Origin of the sequence: Streptomyces sp. Y7 (assembly GCF_043195415.1) — a bacterium.
Classification (GTDB): Bacteria; Actinomycetota; Actinomycetes; order Streptomycetales; family Streptomycetaceae; genus Streptomyces.
In genome coordinates this window covers 936,316-953,704 of the sequence record NZ_JBIDDQ010000002.1, presented here as the reverse complement: position 1 = coordinate 953,704, position 17,389 = coordinate 936,316, and the positions used below count along the sequence as shown (strand labels likewise).

The 17,389-nt window shown below is 72.5% G+C and carries 18 protein-coding genes; 11 read left to right on the top strand and 7 right to left on the bottom strand.

Annotated features, from left to right (window positions below):
- Positions 1–27: 27 nt before the first annotated feature.
- Together ACGFW6_RS09940 and ACGFW6_RS09935 are read right to left on the bottom strand one after the other, a co-directional pair.
- A complete protein-coding gene (locus tag ACGFW6_RS09940) occupies positions 28–1,125 on the bottom strand; it encodes a chemotaxis protein (protein WP_393506554.1) in 1,098 nt (365 codons plus the stop codon).
- A 65-nt stretch (positions 1,126–1,190) separates the two neighbouring features.
- Positions 1,191–2,777: an alpha/beta hydrolase gene (locus tag ACGFW6_RS09935; protein ID WP_393506552.1), complete on the bottom strand. Its 1,587-nt coding sequence runs from the start codon at positions 2,775–2,777 to the stop codon at positions 1,191–1,193.
- 270 nt (positions 2,778–3,047) lie between these two features.
- Here ACGFW6_RS09935 and ACGFW6_RS09930 point away from each other — a divergent pair, with 270 nt between their 5' ends.
- Both ACGFW6_RS09930 and ACGFW6_RS09925 read left to right on the top strand, forming a co-directional pair.
- Positions 3,048–3,695, top strand: a complete 648-nt coding sequence (locus ACGFW6_RS09930) for a chaplin (protein ID WP_393506550.1) — start codon at positions 3,048–3,050, stop codon at positions 3,693–3,695.
- 243 nt (positions 3,696–3,938) lie between these two features.
- On the top strand, positions 3,939–4,793 hold the full coding sequence (locus tag ACGFW6_RS09925) for a GNAT family N-acetyltransferase (protein ID WP_393506548.1): 855 nt from the start codon (positions 3,939–3,941) through the stop codon (positions 4,791–4,793).
- A gap of 127 nt (positions 4,794–4,920) precedes the next feature.
- Here ACGFW6_RS09925 and ACGFW6_RS09920 read toward each other — a convergent pair whose 3' ends face one another.
- Positions 4,921–5,406 (bottom strand): nucleoside deaminase, encoded by a 486-nt coding sequence (locus tag ACGFW6_RS09920; protein ID WP_393506546.1) that lies wholly within the window; start codon positions 5,404–5,406, stop codon positions 4,921–4,923.
- Positions 5,407–5,535: 129 nt separating this feature from the next.
- On the opposite strand from ACGFW6_RS09920, the gene ACGFW6_RS09915 reads away from it, so the two are divergent.
- Positions 5,536–6,312 carry a GNAT family N-acetyltransferase gene (locus tag ACGFW6_RS09915; RefSeq protein WP_393506544.1) on the top strand — a complete coding sequence of 259 codons (777 nt, stop codon included), beginning with the start codon at positions 5,536–5,538 and terminating at the stop codon, positions 6,310–6,312.
- A gap of 126 nt (positions 6,313–6,438) precedes the next feature.
- Positions 6,439–7,383, top strand: coding sequence for an NAD-dependent epimerase/dehydratase family protein (locus ACGFW6_RS09910; protein WP_393506542.1), 945 nt, complete (start codon positions 6,439–6,441; stop codon positions 7,381–7,383).
- Positions 7,384–7,621: 238 nt separating this feature from the next.
- On the opposite strand, the gene ACGFW6_RS09905 is transcribed toward ACGFW6_RS09910, so the two are convergent.
- Positions 7,622–7,885: a GlsB/YeaQ/YmgE family stress response membrane protein gene (locus ACGFW6_RS09905; RefSeq protein WP_393506540.1), complete on the bottom strand. Its 264-nt coding sequence runs from the start codon at positions 7,883–7,885 to the stop codon at positions 7,622–7,624.
- 99 nt (positions 7,886–7,984) lie between these two features.
- Entirely contained in the window at positions 7,985–8,527 is a 543-nt protein-coding gene (locus tag ACGFW6_RS09900) for an AAA family ATPase (RefSeq protein ID WP_393506539.1), read from the bottom strand.
- Positions 8,528–8,605: 78 nt separating this feature from the next.
- On the opposite strand from ACGFW6_RS09900, the gene ACGFW6_RS09895 reads away from it, so the two are divergent.
- Complete coding sequence (locus ACGFW6_RS09895) at positions 8,606–9,346, top strand: phosphotransferase family protein (protein ID WP_393506537.1); 741 nt, start codon at positions 8,606–8,608, stop codon at positions 9,344–9,346.
- Positions 9,347–9,404: 58 nt separating this feature from the next.
- On the opposite strand, the gene ACGFW6_RS09890 is transcribed toward ACGFW6_RS09895, so the two are convergent.
- Positions 9,405–9,998: a hypothetical protein gene (locus ACGFW6_RS09890; RefSeq protein WP_393506535.1), complete on the bottom strand. Its 594-nt coding sequence runs from the start codon at positions 9,996–9,998 to the stop codon at positions 9,405–9,407.
- 190 nt (positions 9,999–10,188) lie between these two features.
- On the opposite strand from ACGFW6_RS09890, the gene ACGFW6_RS09885 reads away from it, so the two are divergent.
- Positions 10,189–10,956, top strand: a complete 768-nt coding sequence (locus ACGFW6_RS09885) for an ArsR/SmtB family transcription factor (RefSeq protein WP_393506991.1) — start codon at positions 10,189–10,191, stop codon at positions 10,954–10,956.
- 102 nt (positions 10,957–11,058) lie between these two features.
- On the opposite strand, the gene ACGFW6_RS09880 is transcribed toward ACGFW6_RS09885, so the two are convergent.
- On the bottom strand, positions 11,059–11,499 hold the full coding sequence (locus ACGFW6_RS09880) for an SPW repeat protein (protein ID WP_393506533.1): 441 nt from the start codon (positions 11,497–11,499) through the stop codon (positions 11,059–11,061).
- A 239-nt stretch (positions 11,500–11,738) separates the two neighbouring features.
- Here ACGFW6_RS09880 and ACGFW6_RS09875 point away from each other — a divergent pair, with 239 nt between their 5' ends.
- Genes ACGFW6_RS09875 through ACGFW6_RS09855 form a run of 5 tightly spaced genes read left to right on the top strand, consistent with a single transcriptional unit; the run spans position 11,739 to position 17,296 of the window.
- Positions 11,739–13,046, top strand: a complete 1,308-nt coding sequence (locus ACGFW6_RS09875; protein ID WP_393506531.1) for an NAD(P)/FAD-dependent oxidoreductase — start codon at positions 11,739–11,741, stop codon at positions 13,044–13,046.
- Positions 13,040–13,774 (top strand): DUF1365 domain-containing protein, encoded by a 735-nt coding sequence (locus tag ACGFW6_RS09870; protein WP_393506529.1) that lies wholly within the window; start codon positions 13,040–13,042, stop codon positions 13,772–13,774. The genes ACGFW6_RS09875 and ACGFW6_RS09870 overlap by 7 nt, the downstream gene beginning before the upstream one ends.
- Positions 13,771–15,135, top strand: coding sequence for a class I SAM-dependent methyltransferase (locus tag ACGFW6_RS09865; RefSeq protein ID WP_393506527.1), 1,365 nt, complete (start codon positions 13,771–13,773; stop codon positions 15,133–15,135). The genes ACGFW6_RS09870 and ACGFW6_RS09865 overlap by 4 nt, the downstream gene beginning before the upstream one ends.
- Entirely contained in the window at positions 15,132–16,493 is a 1,362-nt protein-coding gene (locus ACGFW6_RS09860) for a class I SAM-dependent methyltransferase (protein ID WP_393506525.1), read from the top strand. The genes ACGFW6_RS09865 and ACGFW6_RS09860 overlap by 4 nt, the downstream gene beginning before the upstream one ends.
- Positions 16,490–17,296 carry a DUF1295 domain-containing protein gene (locus tag ACGFW6_RS09855; protein ID WP_393506523.1) on the top strand — a complete coding sequence of 269 codons (807 nt, stop codon included), beginning with the start codon at positions 16,490–16,492 and terminating at the stop codon, positions 17,294–17,296. The genes ACGFW6_RS09860 and ACGFW6_RS09855 overlap by 4 nt, the downstream gene beginning before the upstream one ends.
- The last annotated feature ends 93 nt before the right edge of the window (positions 17,297–17,389 follow it).

Sequence of the window (17,389 nt, the reverse complement as noted above, 5' to 3'; positions counted from 1 at the left end):
GCTGCCGGCCTCCTCGGCGCGTCCGCGTCAGAAGCGCAGCACCCCGGCGATCCCGGCGGCCTCGCTGAGGGTGCCGTCCGGTACGAAGCGGACCTCGGCGCCGGTCTCCAGGCACTGCTCGACGATCTCGTCCACGACGTCCTCCCGGGCGTCGAGCTCGCCGCTCACGGCCGGGATCAGGTGGTCGCCGCCCTCGCCGCGCACCGTCACCCGGTAGTTCTCCTCGACGGCCAGCAGGCGCACCCGGCCCTCGCGGGCGCTGCGCCAGACCTCGTCGACGCCGGCCGCGAACGCCTTGCGGCCCTGCGCGGTTTCGAGCTCGCGCAGGACGGCGCCCGCACTCTCGCGGGCCTCGGCGGTGATCCGTGGCCGGATCGCCTGCCACACCGCGTCGTGCGTGCCGTGCGCGAGCCCGCCGTGCGGGATGTGCACCGCGATCTTCGTGCTGCCGCCGATCTCGGACAGCAGGGACAGTGCCGCCTGCTCGCCCGTGACGTACAGCGGCCGCGGATCACGCCGCAGGATCGCGCCGACGGCCGAGTCGGCTTCCTTGAGGAAGTGGCGGGTGTCCTCGTCGCGGAACGTGCTCGGCGTGTCGCCGATCTGCTCCCGGCGTTCGGCGTCGAAGTTCTCGACGTGCCGCGTCAGCGGGAAGCCGCCGAACCGGGCCTCGGTGATGCGGTCGAGGCTGCCGTTCCACAGGGTGACGCGGTCCGCGGAGACCGACAGCACCCAGTAGGGACGCTCGGCCGCCTGCGCGGAGACCAGGTTGCGGGTCAGGAAGGTGTCCGAGAGCACCACGCGCTCGGGCACCGTGCGGGCGAGCGACCACACCTGGTGTTCGCCCGGCGCGGCGAAGATGACCAGGCCGTCCTCGGCGTAGGTGAGATCGACCTCCGCGAGCGCCTGGTCGAGCTGGCGCTCGACGTCCGTGCGCCGCTCGCGGGTGACCGAGGGATCGGCCTCCAGCTGCTTCTTGGCCTCGGCGACGACATTGCGCAGCCGGACCTGGTCCTGGGCCCGATAGGGCTCTCGGCGATGCGTCGGCGTCAGCACGGACACGGCCGGATACGGGCGCGGGCGCCGCAGCTCGGTGAGGGTTGTGGGACTGAGTGCGTGCTCCATAACAGCACGATAGGACCGATTCACCGATCGGGCATTAGGGGCAATCCGATCACCCCGCCCGGACTCTAGTCCCGGTCCTCCTCCACCCCGCAGGAACTGCCGTCCGCCGGCAGCGTGCCGTACAGCAGGAAGGAGTCGACCTTGGCGTGCACACACTTGGAGGAGGCGTAACCGGTGTGCCCGCCGCCCTTGTTGTCGAGGACCACGGCCGACGGACCCAGCCGCCGCGCCGTCTCCACCGTCCAGCGGTACGGCGTCGCCGGGTCGCCGCGAGTGCCCACGAGGAGCATCTTCGGGGTGTCCACGTCCTTCACGTCGTCTCGGATGAAGTCCGTGCCCTTCGGGCGCCCGTAGCACATCAGCACCCCGCTGAGCCGGTACGGACCGAAGACGGGCGACGCGCGGTAGTACTCGGCGCGCAGCCGGTCGAGGTTGTCGACGATCTGCCGTCCGGTGGGCCGGTCCGGGTCGTCCGCGCAGTTGATCGCCATCAGCGCCGCGGGCATGTTGTCCAGCGGGACGTCCTCCTCGTCCACCAGACCGCCGTCGGGATCGTCGGTCTCCTCGCGCCTCGGGGGCACGGCGGCCCCGCCGGTCGCGAAGGACTCGATGGCGTGCGTGTCGCCGTCCTCGACCAGCGCGGCGAGCGCCCGCTCCAGAGAGGGCCACAACTCCTCGCTGTAGAGAGCCTGCCCCAGGGCGCCGACCAGGTCCTGCCCGGTGAACGGCTCCCCGAAGGCCGACGGCACCGGATCCGCGTCCAGCGACTCGACCAGGCGCGGAACCTGCTTGCGGGCCTCGCGCGCGTCCTGCCCGAACGGACAGGCGATGTCCTTCACGCACCAGTTGATGAACTCGTCCAGTGCCTTCTGCTGACCCTGCGCGCCCGCCACGCCCTGCTCGGTCAGCGGCTCGGTCAGCGTGTCCACACCGTCGAGCACCAACCGGCCGACCTTGTCGGGGAACTGGGCCGCGTACACCGCGCCCAGCCGCGTTCCGTAGGAGAAGCCCAGGTAGTTGAGCTTGTCGTCGCCGAGGGACGCGCGCATCACGTCCATGTCCCGCGAGGCGTTGACCGTGCCTATGTACGGCAGGACGGGCCCGGAGTGCCGTGTGCAGGTGGCGGCCGCCTTCGTCAACTGACCCAGCACGGCCTGCGGATCACGGCTGAGATCGGTGCCGTCCTCCGGCAGCACGATCTCCTCCTTGCCGTCGCCGCAGCTGACCGGGGAGGACCTGCCGACGCCCCGCGGATCGAAGGTCACGACGTCGTAGTTGTCCGTCAGCTCCATGAACTCCTTGCCGCCGCCCATGAACTCGGGGATTCCCGGACCGCCCGGCCCGCCGAAGTTCAGCAGGACCGAGCCGCGCTTGTCGCCGGTGGCCCGATAGCGGGCGAGCGCCAGATCCAGCGTGCCCTTCTGGGGGCGGGCGTAGTCGAGCGGGACGGTGACCTTGCCGCACTGAAGATCCTTGGGCAGTCCTTCGCCCGGGCACTTCGACCAGGTGACCTTCTGCCCGTAGAAGCGGGCCAGGTCGGGGTCGGAGTCGTCGGTGCCCGCGGACAGGCCCGTGGCGAGCAGGGCGAGACCGACCGCGCCGGTGACCGTGCAGCGTCGCAGCATGGGCCGCGTTGACAGCTTGGCCAGCATGGATGCCTCCAGGACGCCCGTCGCGGACCGGGAAACGGCGTCCTCGATCACGATAAGCGGGCCCCGGAAGGCACGCCTCCCGGGATGCGGGAGCGTCCGTGCGGCCGTACCCTGCGTCCCTTGCGTTCCTATCGGGCGTTTTTGCCACTAGTTCGACAAGCGTGCCACTCGATGGGGTGAAAGGCCGATAAGCCATAACTCCAATGGTTCGTCTGCGTTTTATCCGATGCGGGCGAGTGCCCGTGACCAAGTCTGGAAGGCAGGGAACCTATGAGACGGGTTACCCGAAACGGTGTGATCGCCTTCGCCGCGTCCGGGGCGATGGCTGTGACGGTGCCGGCATACGCCGACTCCGCGGCGGACGGAGCCGCGGCCGACTCGCCGGGGCTGCTCGCCGGCAACACCATCCAGGTCCCGGTGCACGTGCCGGTGAACGTGTGCGGGAACACCGTGAACGTGGTGGGGCTGCTCAATCCCGCCGTAGGCAACAAGTGCACCAACGAGGACGGTGCGCACAAGACCAAGGCGCCGTCGGGCGGCGGAGCCTCGGCCGAGGGAAGCGGAAAGGATTCACCCGGGGTGGTGTCCGGGAATGTCGTGGAGCTGCCCGTCCACGTCCCCGTGAACGTCACCGGCAACAGCGTGAACGTGGTCGGCGTCGGCAACGCGGCGGTGGACAACGAGTCGGAGAACGTCTCCGGCCCCCCGCGCACCATCCGGCCCACCCCGAAGCCGGCCACGCCGCCCCGGGCCCATCCGCCCCGGTCGGTGCCGCCCGCGCACGTGCCGCACGCGCCCGAGGCGGTGCTCGCGCACACCGGGGCGGACCACACCGCTCCCGCCGTCGCGGGTGCCGCGGCCCTCGTCCTGGGCGGGGCCGTCCTGTACCGCCGCTTCCGCCCGAGGGCGATGCGCTGACCCGGACCGGGTCGCGGTACGGCAGGCCCCACCGGGCAGACGAGCGGTGGGGCCTTTGTCGTGGGGAAGCGGGAGCCGGGGCCCGTTTACCTCGCACAGTTGCCCGAACATGTGTCCGGCGGGTCCCTCGGGGAGCGTCTCAACGGCTTGATCATGCCGTGACGCCCGGCCCGCCGATCCGCGAGGATGCCCGTGCGCGGGTGATCACCACGCGCACCTCCCCCCACGGAACGGAGCGCATCCATGGCCTCTCCGGCCCCCGAAGACCTCGTCATCACGCAGGCGGGCCCCGAGGACTGGCCGGTCGTCCGCGGCTGGGCCGTCGACGAGGGCTGGAACCCGGGAGTCTCGGACAGTACGGCCTTCTTCGCACAGGACCCCGAGGGCTTCTTCATCGGCCGGATCGACGGCGAGCCCGTCTCGGCGATCTCCGTCGTGAACCACGGCCCCGACTACGCCTTCCTCGGCTGGTACCTGGTCCGCCCCGACGTCCGCGGCCACGGCTTCGGCCTCACCACCTGGAAGACGGCGCTGGCGCACGCCGAGAACCGCACGGTGGGCCTCGACGGGGTCGTCGCCCAGCAGGACAACTACCGCCGCTCCGGCTTCGAGCTCGCCCATCGCACGTTCCGGTACACCGGCACCGCACCCTCCCGCCGGGCCCCGGCGGACGTACGGGCGGTGCGGCCCGAGGACATCGAGGACATCACCGCGTACGACGGCACGTGCATGCCCGCCGACCGGCCCGGCTTCCTCGCGCACTGGCTCACCGGGCCCGGACACCACGCCGTCGTGCGCCGCGCCGGCGACCGTGTCACCGGCTACGGCGTGATCCGCCCCGGCCAGGACTGTCCCCGGATCGGCCCGCTCTTCGCGGACACCCCCGAGGCCGCCCGCGCGGTGTTCGACGCCCTGATCGCCGACGCGGCCGGCGGCCAGGTCGCCATCGACGTGCCGGAGACCAACGCGGCCGGGATCGCCCTCGCCGAGGAGGCCGGCCTCACGCCCTCCTTCGAGACGGCCCGTATGTACACGGGTCCGGTACGACCGTTCGCCCGGGAGCACGTCTTCGGTGTGACCACGCTGGAACTCGGCTAGAGGACGCACGGGGCGAGTACCCCGGGACGCAGGCGCCCGGGTCATACGGCGAGGGCTCCGTGCCGGGAGTCGCCCGGCGGGCCTTGGGGCCAGTTCGGCGGAGGGCCGGCGCCCGGGACGCCTGTCGTCAGCCCGAGTGCCGGTGGAACCGGACGTGCAGGGCGCGGATGTCCTCCGTCAGCTCGGGCACCGGGCCCTCCACGGTCACGCCCGGCGCGACCTCGTGCACCGACAGCGTCCGGACGGGCGGGGCGGGCACCTCCAGCTCCGCCAGCCATGCGCCGAGTTGTTCGGACGAGGCGACGTACACGATGCGTCCCAGGCCCACCCACGCGTGCGCGGCCGCGCACATCGGACAGTGCTCGCCGGAGGTGTACACCGTCGCGGTCGCGCGCTCCTCGGGCGACATGTGGGCGGCCGACCAGCGGGCCAGTTCGAACTCGGGGTGCCGGGTGCGGTCGCCCGAGGCCACCCGGTTGTGGTCCTCCGCGAGCACCTTTCCGTCCGCCCCGACCAGGACCGAACCGAACGGCTCGTCCCCGGCCTCCAGCGCCTCGGCCGCGAGCTCGACGCAGCGGCGCAGATGCGGCAGTTCGGTGTCCTTCACGACCATGGCTCTCGGCCCTCCAAGCGGCGCGGCTTCTCCCTGCGCCTCCATGGTCGCCCACGCCCGGCCGGAACGTGGGGCGGGGCGGGCCGTAAACCCCTTGCCGCGGCGGCGGCGCGGTGCTGGAGTGGCTCCATGGATCATGCCGGGGTGCTCGCCCTGTTCGACCGGGACATGCGCGAAGGCGCGCGTCCGGACGGCCCGGACGCCAGGATCGAGCGGGTGGGCCGTGTCGTCCGCCAGGTGTCGTCCGAGCACGGCTGGAACGGCGTGGTGTGGTCCGGCCTGGACGCGGCGGGCGCCGACGCGGCGATCGCCGCACAGATCGCCCACTTCAGCGGGCTCGGCCGCGAGTTCGAGTGGAAGCTCTACGGCCACGACCTCCCGGTGGACCTCGGGCAGCGGCTTCGCGCGGCCGGCTTCGTCTCCCAGCCGGAGGAGACCCTGATGATCGGCGAGGTCGCCGACCTGACCATGGACGCCGAGCCGCCGGAGGGCATCCGCGTCCTGCCGGTGACCGACCGGGCCGGAGTCGACCTCGTCGCCCGGGTCCACGAGGCCGCCTTCGGCACCGACGGCTCCCGGCTGCGGCACCAGTTGCTGGCCCAGCTCACCTCCGACGCGGACACCGTGGTCGCGGTCGTCGCCCTGGCCGGTGACACACCGGTCAGCGCGGCCCGGATGGAGCTGGTGCCGGGCACGCGGTTCGCCGGACTGTGGGGCGGCGGGACCGTCGAGGGCTGGCGGGGCAGGGGCATCTACCGCGCGCTGGTCGCCCACCGCGCCCGCGCCGCGGCGGCCCGTGGCTACCGGTATCTCCAGGTCGACGCCATGAGCAGCAGCCGTCCCATCCTGGAGCGGCTGGGCTTCGAGCCGCTGACGACCACGACGCCGTACGTGTACACGCCGTAGGGCCGCCTGCCGCTGAGGCGGGGATCAGCCACCACTCCCCGTCACCGACCGCGGGCGCCCCCTGCGCCGACGAGGCCCTTCACGGCCGGATGTCACATCCGGCACCGGTCGGTTCGTCGCAAGGGCATGACGACGAACCGCAGTGACGACGACAGCACCGGCCGGACGATCCTCCTGGCGGGCGCCGGTGGTGTCCTCGGACGGCACATCACCCGCGCACTGACCGAGGCGGGACACGAGGTCACCGGCCTCGGCCGAGGCACGCGCAACGACATCCGGGCCGATCTGACGGACCGGGACGCCCTGCTGCGTGCCGTCGACGGCCGTCACTTCGACACGGTGATCCACGCGGCGACCGTGCTGAGCAAGCCGCCCATGCGGCACCGCGACATGCACGCCACGAACGCCCTGCGCATCGACGGGACCGCCCACCTCGTCGAGGCGGCCGTCGCCACCGGCGCCCGGCGTCTCGTGGCGGAGTCGATGGTCTTCGGATACGGCTACGGCGACCACGGCGGCCACGTGGTGACCGAGGACGACCCCTTCGGTCCGCCCGGCCGTTCCCCCGAACTGGAACGGCACATCGAGGCGATGCGGGTGAAGGAACAACTCACCCTCGCAACGCCGGGGTTGGACGGCATCGCCCTGCGCTTCGGACTCTTCTACGGCCCGGGCGGCACGGACGCCCTCCTGCCCAAGCTGCGCAAGCGGCAGCTGCCCGTCCCCGCCGACCACGGCCGGGTGCTGCCCTGGATCGAGCTCGGCGACGCCGCCCGGGCGGTGCTCGCCGCCGTCGAACGGGGGCGCCCCGGCCAGGCGTACAACATCGCCGACCGGGCACCGACGGGATTCGGAGCCCATGTCCGGTGCGTGGCCGACGAGTTCGGGCTGCCGAAGCCGATGACCGTACCGCTGTGGCTGATGCGGCCCATGTCGTACGCCCACACGATGATGTCGACGACCCTACGGGTGTCCACGGCGAAGGCCGAACGCGAACTCGGCTGGACGCCGGTCCACCCCACGGTCCGCGACGGCCTGGCCGCGATGCGGGGCGCCGGGGCGGCGGTCTGAGGCGGGCCGCCACGTGGGTGGCCTCATGCGGGGTGCCGCAGAAGCCTGCGTCGCGAAATCGTGCGCCGCGAAATCGTGCGCCGCGAAGACACGCGCCGCGAGATGGTGCGCCGCGAAGACACGCGCCGCGAAATCGTGGGCTGCGAACTCGGGCGCAGAGGCGTCGGGCGCCGCGGAGGCGGGTGGTATGCAGCCCCTGCCGCCCGCGCGGCGCCCGCCGGCCTTCTTCTGAGCGGTGTCAGCGGCGTGCCTTCGACCGGTCCAGCGCGACGACGCCCAGTGCCGCGAGGCCGATCTGGATGAGCCACTCGATCCAGTCCACACCGTCGGTGTCGCCCACGTCGAGGCCGGCCGCGAGTGCCGATCCGAGCAGCGCGGCCACGATGCCGACGAGGATCGTCCACAGGACACCGATCCGCTGACGGCCGGGAACGACGAGCCGGCCGAGCACACCGATGATGATGCCGATCACGATGGCACTGATGATGCCCGAGATCTCCATTTCGCCCCTCTTCCTCCTGTCCCCGCAGTCATGCGAGTTCCCCGTGGAGAGAAGGGCAGTCCGCCCCGCTGCGGTGAACTGTCCGGAACTGACCGGTCGTCACCCCGCGCAGATGCCCCACCCGGTCGCGGCCACCACCTCCGCCGCGATGTCGATCACCGTGCGGCCGTCGGTCGCCACGCGCAGCACGTCCGCGGGGGCGTGTCCGTCCAGGAGCCGGGCCTTGCGCCGGCCGGCGCGCACCTCGTGCTCCAGCTCGGAGCCCAGCTCGCGTCCGGTCAGCCGCTGTTCGGCCGTCTCGTCGGTCGCGGTGAGCAGAACCCGTACGAGCCGAACGCCGTCTCCCATGGCCCGGCGGAACATGGGTGCGGCCGCGTCCAGCACGCTCGCGGTGTTCGTGTAGACGAGACGCCGGAAGCCGAGCTCGGCGTAGTTCGCCCACACCGCCGCGAGGTTCCGCGCCGTGATGCCGGCCCGGTGCGCGTCGCCCGGCGGCGCGGGATGGACGGCCCCCATGAAGTCTCCGTCGATCACCGCGTGCCCGACCCGCGCGGCCCGCAGTTGGGCCGACACCTCCCAGCCGACCGTGGTCTTGCCCACCCCGGCCCGTCCCCCGATCAGCAGTACCTCGGCGTGATCCATACCGGCAGCGTGCCCGGGTGCGGGCTTGCCCGGCGAATGATTTTGTGGGCTGATGATCGCCGATCGGTGGAGGTGCGCATGGTGGAGCAGGTGCTCGGTGGCGGAGCCGTCAACGAGGTCGTGCGGGTCGGGAGCACCGTGCGGCGGGCGCCGCACGAACGGTCGGGCTATGTACGGGAGTTGCTCACGCTGTTCGAGTCCCGGGCGTGGGAGGGCGCCCCGCCCTACATCGGAACGGACGAGCACGGGCGGGAGGTGTTCGGGTACCTGGCGGGGCGGGCGGCCGTCACCGCCGCGGAGCGGGCCGCGGCGCGCACGGACGTGGCGCTCGTGCGGGTGGCCCGACTCGTCCGCGCCGTCCACGACATGACCCACGGAACCGCGCTCGCCGGCGAGGGGGACGTCGTGTGCCACAACGACCTCGCCCCGAGGAACACGGTCTACACGGTCGAGGACGGGACCTGGTGGCCGACCGCCTTCGTCGACTGGGACCTCGCCGCGCCCGGCGAGCGGGTGCACGACGTCGCGCACCTGTGCTGGCAGTACCTGGACCTCGGGCCGGGCGTCAGCGACGTGGCCGAGGCGGCCCGGCGGATCGCCCTCGTCCGTGAGGCGTACGGGCCGTGCGACGGCGGCGAGGAGCTCGTGGACGCGATCCTGTGGTGGCAGGACCGCTGCCGGCGGGGCATCGAGGCCGGGGCGGAGCGCGGTGAGCCGGCCATGGTGGGCCTGCGCGAGCGGGGCGCTCTGGTCGAGGTGCGTGACGCCTATGCCTGGACCGCTGAACACCGTTACGAGCTGGGAGCGTTGCTGCTCTGACACCGGGCACGCGTGCGTGGCGGACCGCCGGCGTCGCGTCGTCGCCCCGGCGCGTGGCTCACTGGTCCTCGTCGAGCCAGGACGTCAGCTTCCCGTCCGGGTGGAGGGCGACGTGCAGCCCGTTGTTCTCGCCGTAGGCGTTGTGGCCGTCGGCGACGAGCGTGTCGAGCCGCTTGCCCCCGGCGAGGACGTCGGCCTCGAAGTGGTCGGGGGCGAGCCGGTAGATCCTGGCCGTCGTGGACCGGTCCGCCAGCGTCGACGTGCCGATCAGGACGCGCTCGGCGGGCGCGGGCTCGGCCCCGTCGGCCCAGGACGAGACCCGGCCGTCCGGGCTCAGCGCGACGTGCAGCCCGTTGTGCTGGGCCCGTGTGACCAGGCCCTGGGTGTAGAGGGTCCCGTACTTGGCTCCCTCGGCCCAGAGCTCCGCCTCGTAGCGGTCCTCGCCGGTCTTGTAGACCTTCGCCCGGCTGACCTTGTCCGCGAGCTCGACCGTCTTCACGTGGACGCGCTCCGCCTTGGCGTGCCGGGCCACGGACGGGGTCTTCGAGCCGGCGTGCACGGGGGCGGCGAGAGCTCCGGCGGTGGAGACGCCGAGGGCGGTGGTGGCCCCGGCGGCCACGAAGGCGGTGCGGAGGGTGCGGGAAGGGCGCATCACAGGGTCGTCCCTTTCGATGGGGGGTTCGTTCCGACGCACTCGAAGCTACGGACCGCCCATCAAGGGCTCCCCTCGGGCATGTAACAACTGATCGACGCATCTGACGCAAAACGGACAGAGGGTCTCGATTGACATGCAGGTGATTGCCTGCATAACGTTGAGTGTGCGATCAGAGAGCGACCCCGCGATGGACAAGGTCTTCAAGGCGCTGGCCGACGACACGCGCAGACGGCTCCTGGACCGGCTGCACGAGGACAACGGGCAGACGCTGGGAGAGCTGTGCGCGCGCATCGACATGACACGTCAGTCGGTGACCCAGCACCTGGGCGTGCTGGAGGCCGCCAACCTGGTCAGCACGGTGTGGCGGGGGCGGGAGAAGCTGCACTACCTCAATCCGGTCCCGCTCCACGAGATCCAGGAGCGGTGGATCGACAAGTTCGAGAGCCCGCGGCTGCGCGTGCTCGGGGCCGTGAAACGACGAGCCGAGGAAGCCATGACCGACAAGCCCACATTCGTCTACGTCACCTACATCGAGAGCACACCCGAGAAGGTCTGGGACGCCCTCACCGACGCCGACCTGACCGCCGCCTACTGGGGCCACAGCAACGTCTCGGACTGGCGGCCCGGTTCCCGCTGGGAACACGTCCGCACGGACGGCTCGGGCGTCGCCGACGTGGTCGGCACCGTCGTGGAGAGCGAACGCCCGACCCGGCTGGTCACCACCTGGGCGGCGCCGGACGAGGAGGGGCAGCAGGACAAGTACTCCCGGGTCACCTTCGACATCCGGCAGCACGCCGAGATCGTCCGGCTCACCGTGACCCACGAGGACCTCGCGGACGAGAGCGCGCGGGCGGACGTGTCCTCCGGCTGGCCGGCCGTGCTGTCCAACCTCAAGTCGCTGCTGGAGACCGGCCACGTGCTGCCCCAGGAGCCGTGGCTGATGCCCGCCCACTGAACGGGCCGCGCCGGGGCGAGCCTCCTCGCGCCGGGACCGGGAGGAGCGAAGGCCGGTCCGCGGGTGCGGACCGGCCCTCCTGTCTGCCTCTCCCGTGTTCCGCTAGGACCTGGGAGTGCTCTTCGCCGCCGTGAAGGCGCACATCAGCCCCAGAAGCACGGCCAGCGCGCCGATGATGATGTTGTTCACGACGACACCGGCGTCCGGGCTGTCCCCGACCACCCACGGCGCGATGATCATCCACACGCCGATCGCGCAGCAGGCCCAGCTCAGGCCGTACATGCGTTCCGGCGCCCGGGTGAACCCCAGGGCCAGCAGGCCGATCGCTATCCCCACGATCAGGTTGTGGGTCACGAGCGGGGGCTGGCTCGTCGTGTAGTGGAGTATCCACGGGGACACGGCGCAGTACAGACCGAGCAGGAACACCGGTCCGTCCAAGAGCGTCACATCACGACCGCCGAGCATGCGGTCGTAGCGTTCCCGCATTTCGGATACATCGGGGTGGCTGGATATGTCACCTCTGGTGGGCGAGACGTTGGCCATGACTCGTCTCCTTTGACTCGCAGGCCTGACCGCTACTGGTGCGGTGTGCGGTAAGCGCCGCCTTGGCCCATTCTGCGCTTATTTTTTCCTTATGTGTAGAGGTGGGAGTGGTACCGGGGTCGCACGGCCGATCGGTCTCCCACCTGATCGCAGGAAGTTCCCCCACCGGCCAATCCGGCCCGCCCGCAGCTTCGGATTACGCGGGACAGAGCCGATCGCAGCCGGTGGGAGGAGCAACGATGGCGCGAGCGTCACGGCCGCAGGACACGGAAGGGGGCGGATACGGTGCGCGACGGCGTACGGCAGTCGTGGGCAGCGGGATCGCGGGCCTGACGGCGGCCCACGTACTGGCCCGCGTCCGGCACGTCACCCTGTACGAGGCCGACGACCGGCTCGGCGGACACGCCCACACCCATGACCTGACGTCACCCGACGGCACGGCCCACCGGGTCGACTCCGGCTTCATCGTGCACAACCGGCGCACCTACCCGTATCTGCTGCGGCTCTTCGCCGAACTCGACGTCGCCACGCGGGAGTCGGAGATGAGCATGTCCGTACGCTGCGAGGGCTGCGGTCTGGAGTACGCGGGCGCCCGCGGCCCCGCCGGACTGCTCGCCAGGCCCCGCAACCTCCTGCACGGCGCCTATCTGCGGATGCTCACCGAGGTCCCCGCCTTCCACCGCGCGGCCCGCCGGCTCCTCGCCCGCCCGGCCGAAGACAGCTTCACCCTCGGCGAGTTCCTGGACCGGGAGGGCTTCTCGAACTACTTCCGCAGCCACTTCATGACGCCGCTCGTCGCGGCGGTCTGGTCCTGCGACGCGGTGACGGCCGAGCGCTACCCCGCCACCCACCTGTTCCGCTTCCTCGACCACCACGGCATGCTCTCGATCGGCGGCTCACCGCAGTGGCGCACGGTGACCGGAGGCTCGCGGACCTACGTCGACCGGGTCGCCGAGCGGCTCCACGAGGTACGCACCGGCACCCCCGTACAGGCGGTGCGACGGCACGCCGACGGGGCCGACGTCACGACGCGGGACGGCACCACGCGGTCCTACGACGCCGTCGTGATCGCCGTACACCCCGACCAGGCCCTCGCCCTCCTCGCCGACGCGTCCCCGGCGGAGAAGGAGGTGCTGGGGTCCTTCCGCTACTCGCGCAACGCCACCCTCCTGCACGCCGACACGACCGTGCTGCCGCGCGCCCGAGCGGCCCGCGCGTCGTGGAACTACCTGATGCCCTCGTGCCGGGCAGCCGCCGACCGGGTCCGCGTCAGCTACGACATGAACCGCCTGCAGGGCCTCGACGCCCCCGAGACGTACGTCGTCACGCTCGGCGGCGAGGACCGCGTCGACCCGGCCCGCATCCGGGCCCGCATGGTCTACGAACACCCCGTCCACACGCCGGAGTCGGTCGCCGCGCAGCAGCGGCTGCCCGAACTGAACACCGCGGTCACCGCGTTCGCGGGCGCCTACCACGGCTGGGGGTTCCACGAGGACGGCTGCCGCTCCGGAGCTACGGCCGCCGCGGCCCTGGGGGTGCGATGGTGACGGCGACTCCGGCCCTGTACTCCTGCACGATCACCCATGTGCGCACGGCGCCCACCCGGTACGGGCTGCGGCACCGCACGTACATGTGGCTGATCGACCCCGACCGCCCACCCCGACTTCCCGCCTTCCTGCGCCCGTTGGCCCGCTTCGACCCGCGCGACCACTTCGACGGCACGCGGCCCTCCATCCGGGCCGGACTCGACGCGTACCTCGCCGAGCGGGGCGTCGACCTGCGCGGGGGCCGCGTCGTCATGCTGACCCACGCCCGCGTCCTCGGGTACGTCTTCAACCCCCTCTCCGTCTACTGGTGTCACGACCCCGACGGCCGGCCGCACTGCGTGGTCGCCGAGGTCCACAACACCTACGGCGAACGGCACTGCTATCTCCTGCGCCCGGACGCGGAAGGCATCGCGCACACCGGCAAGGAGTTCTACGTCTCGCCGTTCTTCCCCGTCGACGGCCGCTACCGCATGCGCGTCCCGGCACCGGGCCGCCGGCTCGACCTCGCCGTGCGCCTGGAGCGCGACGGCGCCCGGCCCTTCACCGCAACCGTTCGGGGCCTTCGCCGGGAAGTCACCCCCGGGACGCTGCTCCGGCTGGCGCTGCGACACCCGTGGTCGACGGCCGCGGTGTCGGCGGCCATCCGGATCCACGGCGTCCGCCTGTACCTGCGGGGACTGCCCGTCCAGCCCCGCCCCCGCCACCGGACTCCGGAGCGTGTGAAATGAGAGCCGCCGAGCCCCGCCCCACGGACGAGCGGGGCGCCCGCACCCACGCCGACGGAGAAACCGCCGACGCCGGGCGTGACGGCGACGGACAGGATGCTGCCGGGCGCGCCGGTCCCGGCAGCGCGGACGTCACGGCCCCGCCCCGGCTGCACGTGCCCGCGCCGCCCGCGGCCGCCTGGCCACGGACCGCGGTGACCCGGGCCGTCGTGCGCCGCGCCCTGCGCCAACTGCCCCTGCGGGCCCGCTTCGCGGAGGCCGGCAGGCTCGTCGACGTCGGACAGGGCGGACCCCTGCTCGACGTGCGCGACCCCCGGGCCTTCCACCGCCGCATCGGCTCCCAGGGCCTGATCGGCTTCGGCGAGTCCTACCTGGCGGGGGAGTGGGACGCCCCCGACCTGGTCGGTGTCCTCACCGTGCTGGCCGCCCACGCGGGCGAGCTGGTCCCGGCCCCGCTGCAGCGGCTGCGCGGCCTGTGGGCGCTGCGGCAGCCGCCGAGCCGCCACAACACACCGGATCACGCCCGGGACAACATCAGCCACCACTACGACCTGTCCAACGAACTGTTCGCCCTCTTCCTCGACGACACCCTCACCTACTCCGCGGCGCTCTTCCGCGGCTTCCCCGCCCACCAGGACCTGCTGGCCGCCGCCCAGCACCGCAAGATCGACCGGCTGCTCGACCTCGCCGAGGTCCGCGGCGGCACCCGTCTGCTCGAGATCGGCACCGGCTGGGGCGAACTGGCGATCCGGGCCGCCGCCCGCGGCGCGCACGTCACCTCGCTGACCCTGTCCCGGGAACAACGCGACCTGGCCCGCAGGCGGGTCCGGGACGCGGGCCTGGCCGACCGGGTCGCGATCGAGCTGTGCGACTACCGGGAGGCACGCGGCACCTACGACGCCGTGGTGAGTGTCGAGATGCTGGAGGCGGTCGGCGAGGAGTTCTGGCCGGTCTACTTCCGCACCCTGGACGAGCGGCTCGCGCCCGGCGGACGGGCCGCGATCCAGGTCATCACCATGCCGCACGAGCGGATGCTGGCCACCCGCAACACCCACACCTGGATCCAGAAGTACATCTTCCCCGGCGGCCTGCTGCCCTCGGTGCGGGCGATCGAACGGACCGTCCGGGACCACACCCGGCTGACCGTCACCCACCGCGACGGCTTCGGGGCGCACTACGCCGAGACGCTGCGCCTGTGGCGCGAACGGTTCACCGAGCGCGCGGACGAGGTGGCCGCCCTCGGCTTCGACGAGACCTTCCGACGCGCGTGGACCTTCTACCTGGCCTACTCCGAGGCCGGCTTCCGCTCCCGCTACCTCGACGTCCAGCAGTACCTGTGCACGAAGGAGGACCGCGCCCGATGACCACCGCCGGAACCGACCGAGACGAGCGGACCCCCCGAACCGAGCAGCCGACCGTCCCGCGCGTCGACCCGCAGGGCGTCGCGCAGCGCCTCGCCGCCCTGGCCGGGGAAGCGCTCGGCGGCCCGCTGCCGGTACGCCTGCGAGCCTGGGACGGCAGCGAGACCGGCCCGGCCGACGGACCCGTGGCCGTCGTACGGTCCCGGCGCGCCCTGCGGCGACTGCTGTGGGCGCCCGGTGAACTGGGCCTCGCCCAGGCGTACGTGACCGGCGACCTCGATGTCGAGGGCGACCTGGCGCAGGCGCTCCGCGTGATGTGGGCGGCGGCCCGGGAGCGCGGGGCGCACACCCCTCGGCTGACCCTCGCCGGCCGGGCCAGGGCGGTCGGCACGGCCGTACGGCTCGGCGCCGTGGGCCCCCGCCCGGCCGCACCGCCGACCCAGGCCCGCCTGCACGGCCGCCTGCACAGCAAGGCCCGCGACAGGGAGGCCGTCAGCCACCACTACGACCTGTCCAACGACTTCTACCGGCTCCTCCTCGACGACACCATGGCCTACTCCTGCGGCTACTGGGCGAGCGAGGACCCCGGCTTCGGCCCCGCCGACGCCCAGCGGGCCAAACTGGAACTGATCTGCCGCAAGCTCGCCGTCGTGCCCGGCGCCCGCCTGCTCGACATCGGCTGCGGCTGGGGCTCCCTCACCCTGCACGCCGCCGAACGGCACAAGGCGCAGGTCACCGCCGTCACCCTGGCCGCCGAGCAGGCCGCGTACGTGCGGGAACAAGTGCGTGAACGCCGGCTGGAGCACCGGGTCGAGGTGGTGTGCCAGGACTACCGGGACATCACCGGCGGCGGCTACGACGCGGTCGCCTCCGTCGAGATGGGCGAGCACGTCGGCGACGCCGGGTACCCGGCCTTCACGGCCGCCCTGCACCGGCTCGTCCGACCTCAGGGGCGGGTGCTGGTGCAGCAGATGTCGCGTGCGGGGACCGCGCCGGGCGGCGGCGCCTTCATCGAGGCGTACATCGCGCCCGACATGCACATGAGACCGCTCGGCGAGACCGTCGGGCTGCTGGAGGGCGCCGGTCTGGAGGTGCGGCACGTGGAATCGCTGCGGGAGCACTACGTGCGCACGGTCGCGGCCTGGCAGCGCACCCTGGAGGAGCGCTGGGACGACGTCGTACGCCTCACCGGCGAGGAGACGGCACGCGTGTGGCGGCTGTATCTCGCCGGCGGGGCGCTCGCCTTCGAGGAGGGGCGCATGGGAGTCGACCAGATCCTCAGTGTGCGGCCCGGCCCGCGCGGGAGCAGCGGCATGCCGCTGTCGCCGGAGTGCCGGTACCCGGGGCAGGAGCGGTCGTGAACGGCCTCGACTGGGGCGCCTTCGCCCTCAACCTGCTCTGGGCCGCCATCGCCGTCCTCGCCGTCATGCTGGGCACCTTCGCCGTGGCCGTGCGCCGGGGTGTCCACCGCGTCGTCGACATCGCCTGGGGCGTCGCCTTCAGCGCGGTCGCCGTGGTGACCTTCGCGGCGTCGGCCGGCGAGGGTGACCTCGGGCGCCGGATCCTGGTCACCGTCCTGACGTCTGTGTGGGGGCTGCGGCTCGCCGCGCACATCGCCCGGCGGGGGCGCGGCCACGGCGAGGACCCGCGCTACGACGCCCTGCTGGACAAGGCGCCCGGGAACCGCGACCTGTACGCGCTGCGCGTCGTGTACCTGCTGCAGGGGGCACTGGTGCTGCTCGTGTCGCTCCCGGTCCAGGCGGCGCAGTACGTACGGGCCGACCTCAGCGCCTTCGCCTGGGCCGGTACCGCGCTGTGGGCGGTGGGGCTGTTCTTCGAAGCCGTCGGGGACGCCCAACTGGCCCGTTTCAAGGCGGATCCCGCCCATCGCGGCCGGATCATGGACCGGGGGCTCTGGCGGTACACCCGCCACCCCAACTACTTCGGGGACTTCTGTGTGTGGTGGGGGCTGTTCCTGATCGCCTGCGACTCGGGCGGCGCGGCCCTCGTGTCCGTCGTCTCCCCGCTGGTGATGAGCTACCTCCTGGTCGGCGGGAGCGGGAAGCCGCTCCTGGAACGGCACATGAGCGAACGTCCCGGATACGACGCGTACGTCGCCCGCACCAGCGGCTTCTTCCCGATGCCGCCACGCCGCGAGGTGTGACGGGCCCGTAGGACGGGACGGGAGGTCCAGCACGGCGACCGGAGTGAGGGGCCCGTAGGACGGGACGGTCGGGCCGGGAGGTCCGGCACGGCG

Bases quoted from the DNA above. Each gene is read 5' to 3' on its own strand.
- ACGFW6_RS09940 (WP_393506554.1), bottom strand. From the start codon at position 1,125: ATGGAGCACGCACTCAGTCCCACAACCCTCACCGAGCTGCGGCGCCCG.
- ACGFW6_RS09935 (WP_393506552.1), bottom strand. From the start codon at position 2,777: ATGCTGGCCAAGCTGTCAACGCGGCCCATGCTGCGACGCTGCACGGTC.
- ACGFW6_RS09930 (WP_393506550.1), top strand. From the start codon at position 3,048: ATGAGACGGGTTACCCGAAACGGTGTGATCGCCTTCGCCGCGTCCGGG.
- ACGFW6_RS09925 (WP_393506548.1), top strand. From the start codon at position 3,939: ATGGCCTCTCCGGCCCCCGAAGACCTCGTCATCACGCAGGCGGGCCCC.
- ACGFW6_RS09920 (WP_393506546.1), bottom strand. From the start codon at position 5,406: ATGGTCGTGAAGGACACCGAACTGCCGCATCTGCGCCGCTGCGTCGAG.
- ACGFW6_RS09915 (WP_393506544.1), top strand. From the start codon at position 5,536: ATGGATCATGCCGGGGTGCTCGCCCTGTTCGACCGGGACATGCGCGAA.
- ACGFW6_RS09910 (WP_393506542.1), top strand. From the start codon at position 6,439: ATGACGACGAACCGCAGTGACGACGACAGCACCGGCCGGACGATCCTC.
- ACGFW6_RS09905 (WP_393506540.1), bottom strand. From the start codon at position 7,885: ATGGAGATCTCGGGCATCATCAGTGCCATCGTGATCGGCATCATCATC.
- ACGFW6_RS09900 (WP_393506539.1), bottom strand. From the start codon at position 8,527: ATGGATCACGCCGAGGTACTGCTGATCGGGGGACGGGCCGGGGTGGGC.
- ACGFW6_RS09895 (WP_393506537.1), top strand. From the start codon at position 8,606: ATGGTGGAGCAGGTGCTCGGTGGCGGAGCCGTCAACGAGGTCGTGCGG.
- ACGFW6_RS09890 (WP_393506535.1), bottom strand. From the start codon at position 9,998: ATGCGCCCTTCCCGCACCCTCCGCACCGCCTTCGTGGCCGCCGGGGCC.
- ACGFW6_RS09885 (WP_393506991.1), top strand. From the start codon at position 10,189: ATGGACAAGGTCTTCAAGGCGCTGGCCGACGACACGCGCAGACGGCTC.
- ACGFW6_RS09880 (WP_393506533.1), bottom strand. From the start codon at position 11,499: ATGGCCAACGTCTCGCCCACCAGAGGTGACATATCCAGCCACCCCGAT.
- ACGFW6_RS09875 (WP_393506531.1), top strand. From the start codon at position 11,739: ATGGCGCGAGCGTCACGGCCGCAGGACACGGAAGGGGGCGGATACGGT.
- ACGFW6_RS09870 (WP_393506529.1), top strand. From the start codon at position 13,040: ATGGTGACGGCGACTCCGGCCCTGTACTCCTGCACGATCACCCATGTG.
- ACGFW6_RS09865 (WP_393506527.1), top strand. From the start codon at position 13,771: ATGAGAGCCGCCGAGCCCCGCCCCACGGACGAGCGGGGCGCCCGCACC.
- ACGFW6_RS09860 (WP_393506525.1), top strand. From the start codon at position 15,132: ATGACCACCGCCGGAACCGACCGAGACGAGCGGACCCCCCGAACCGAG.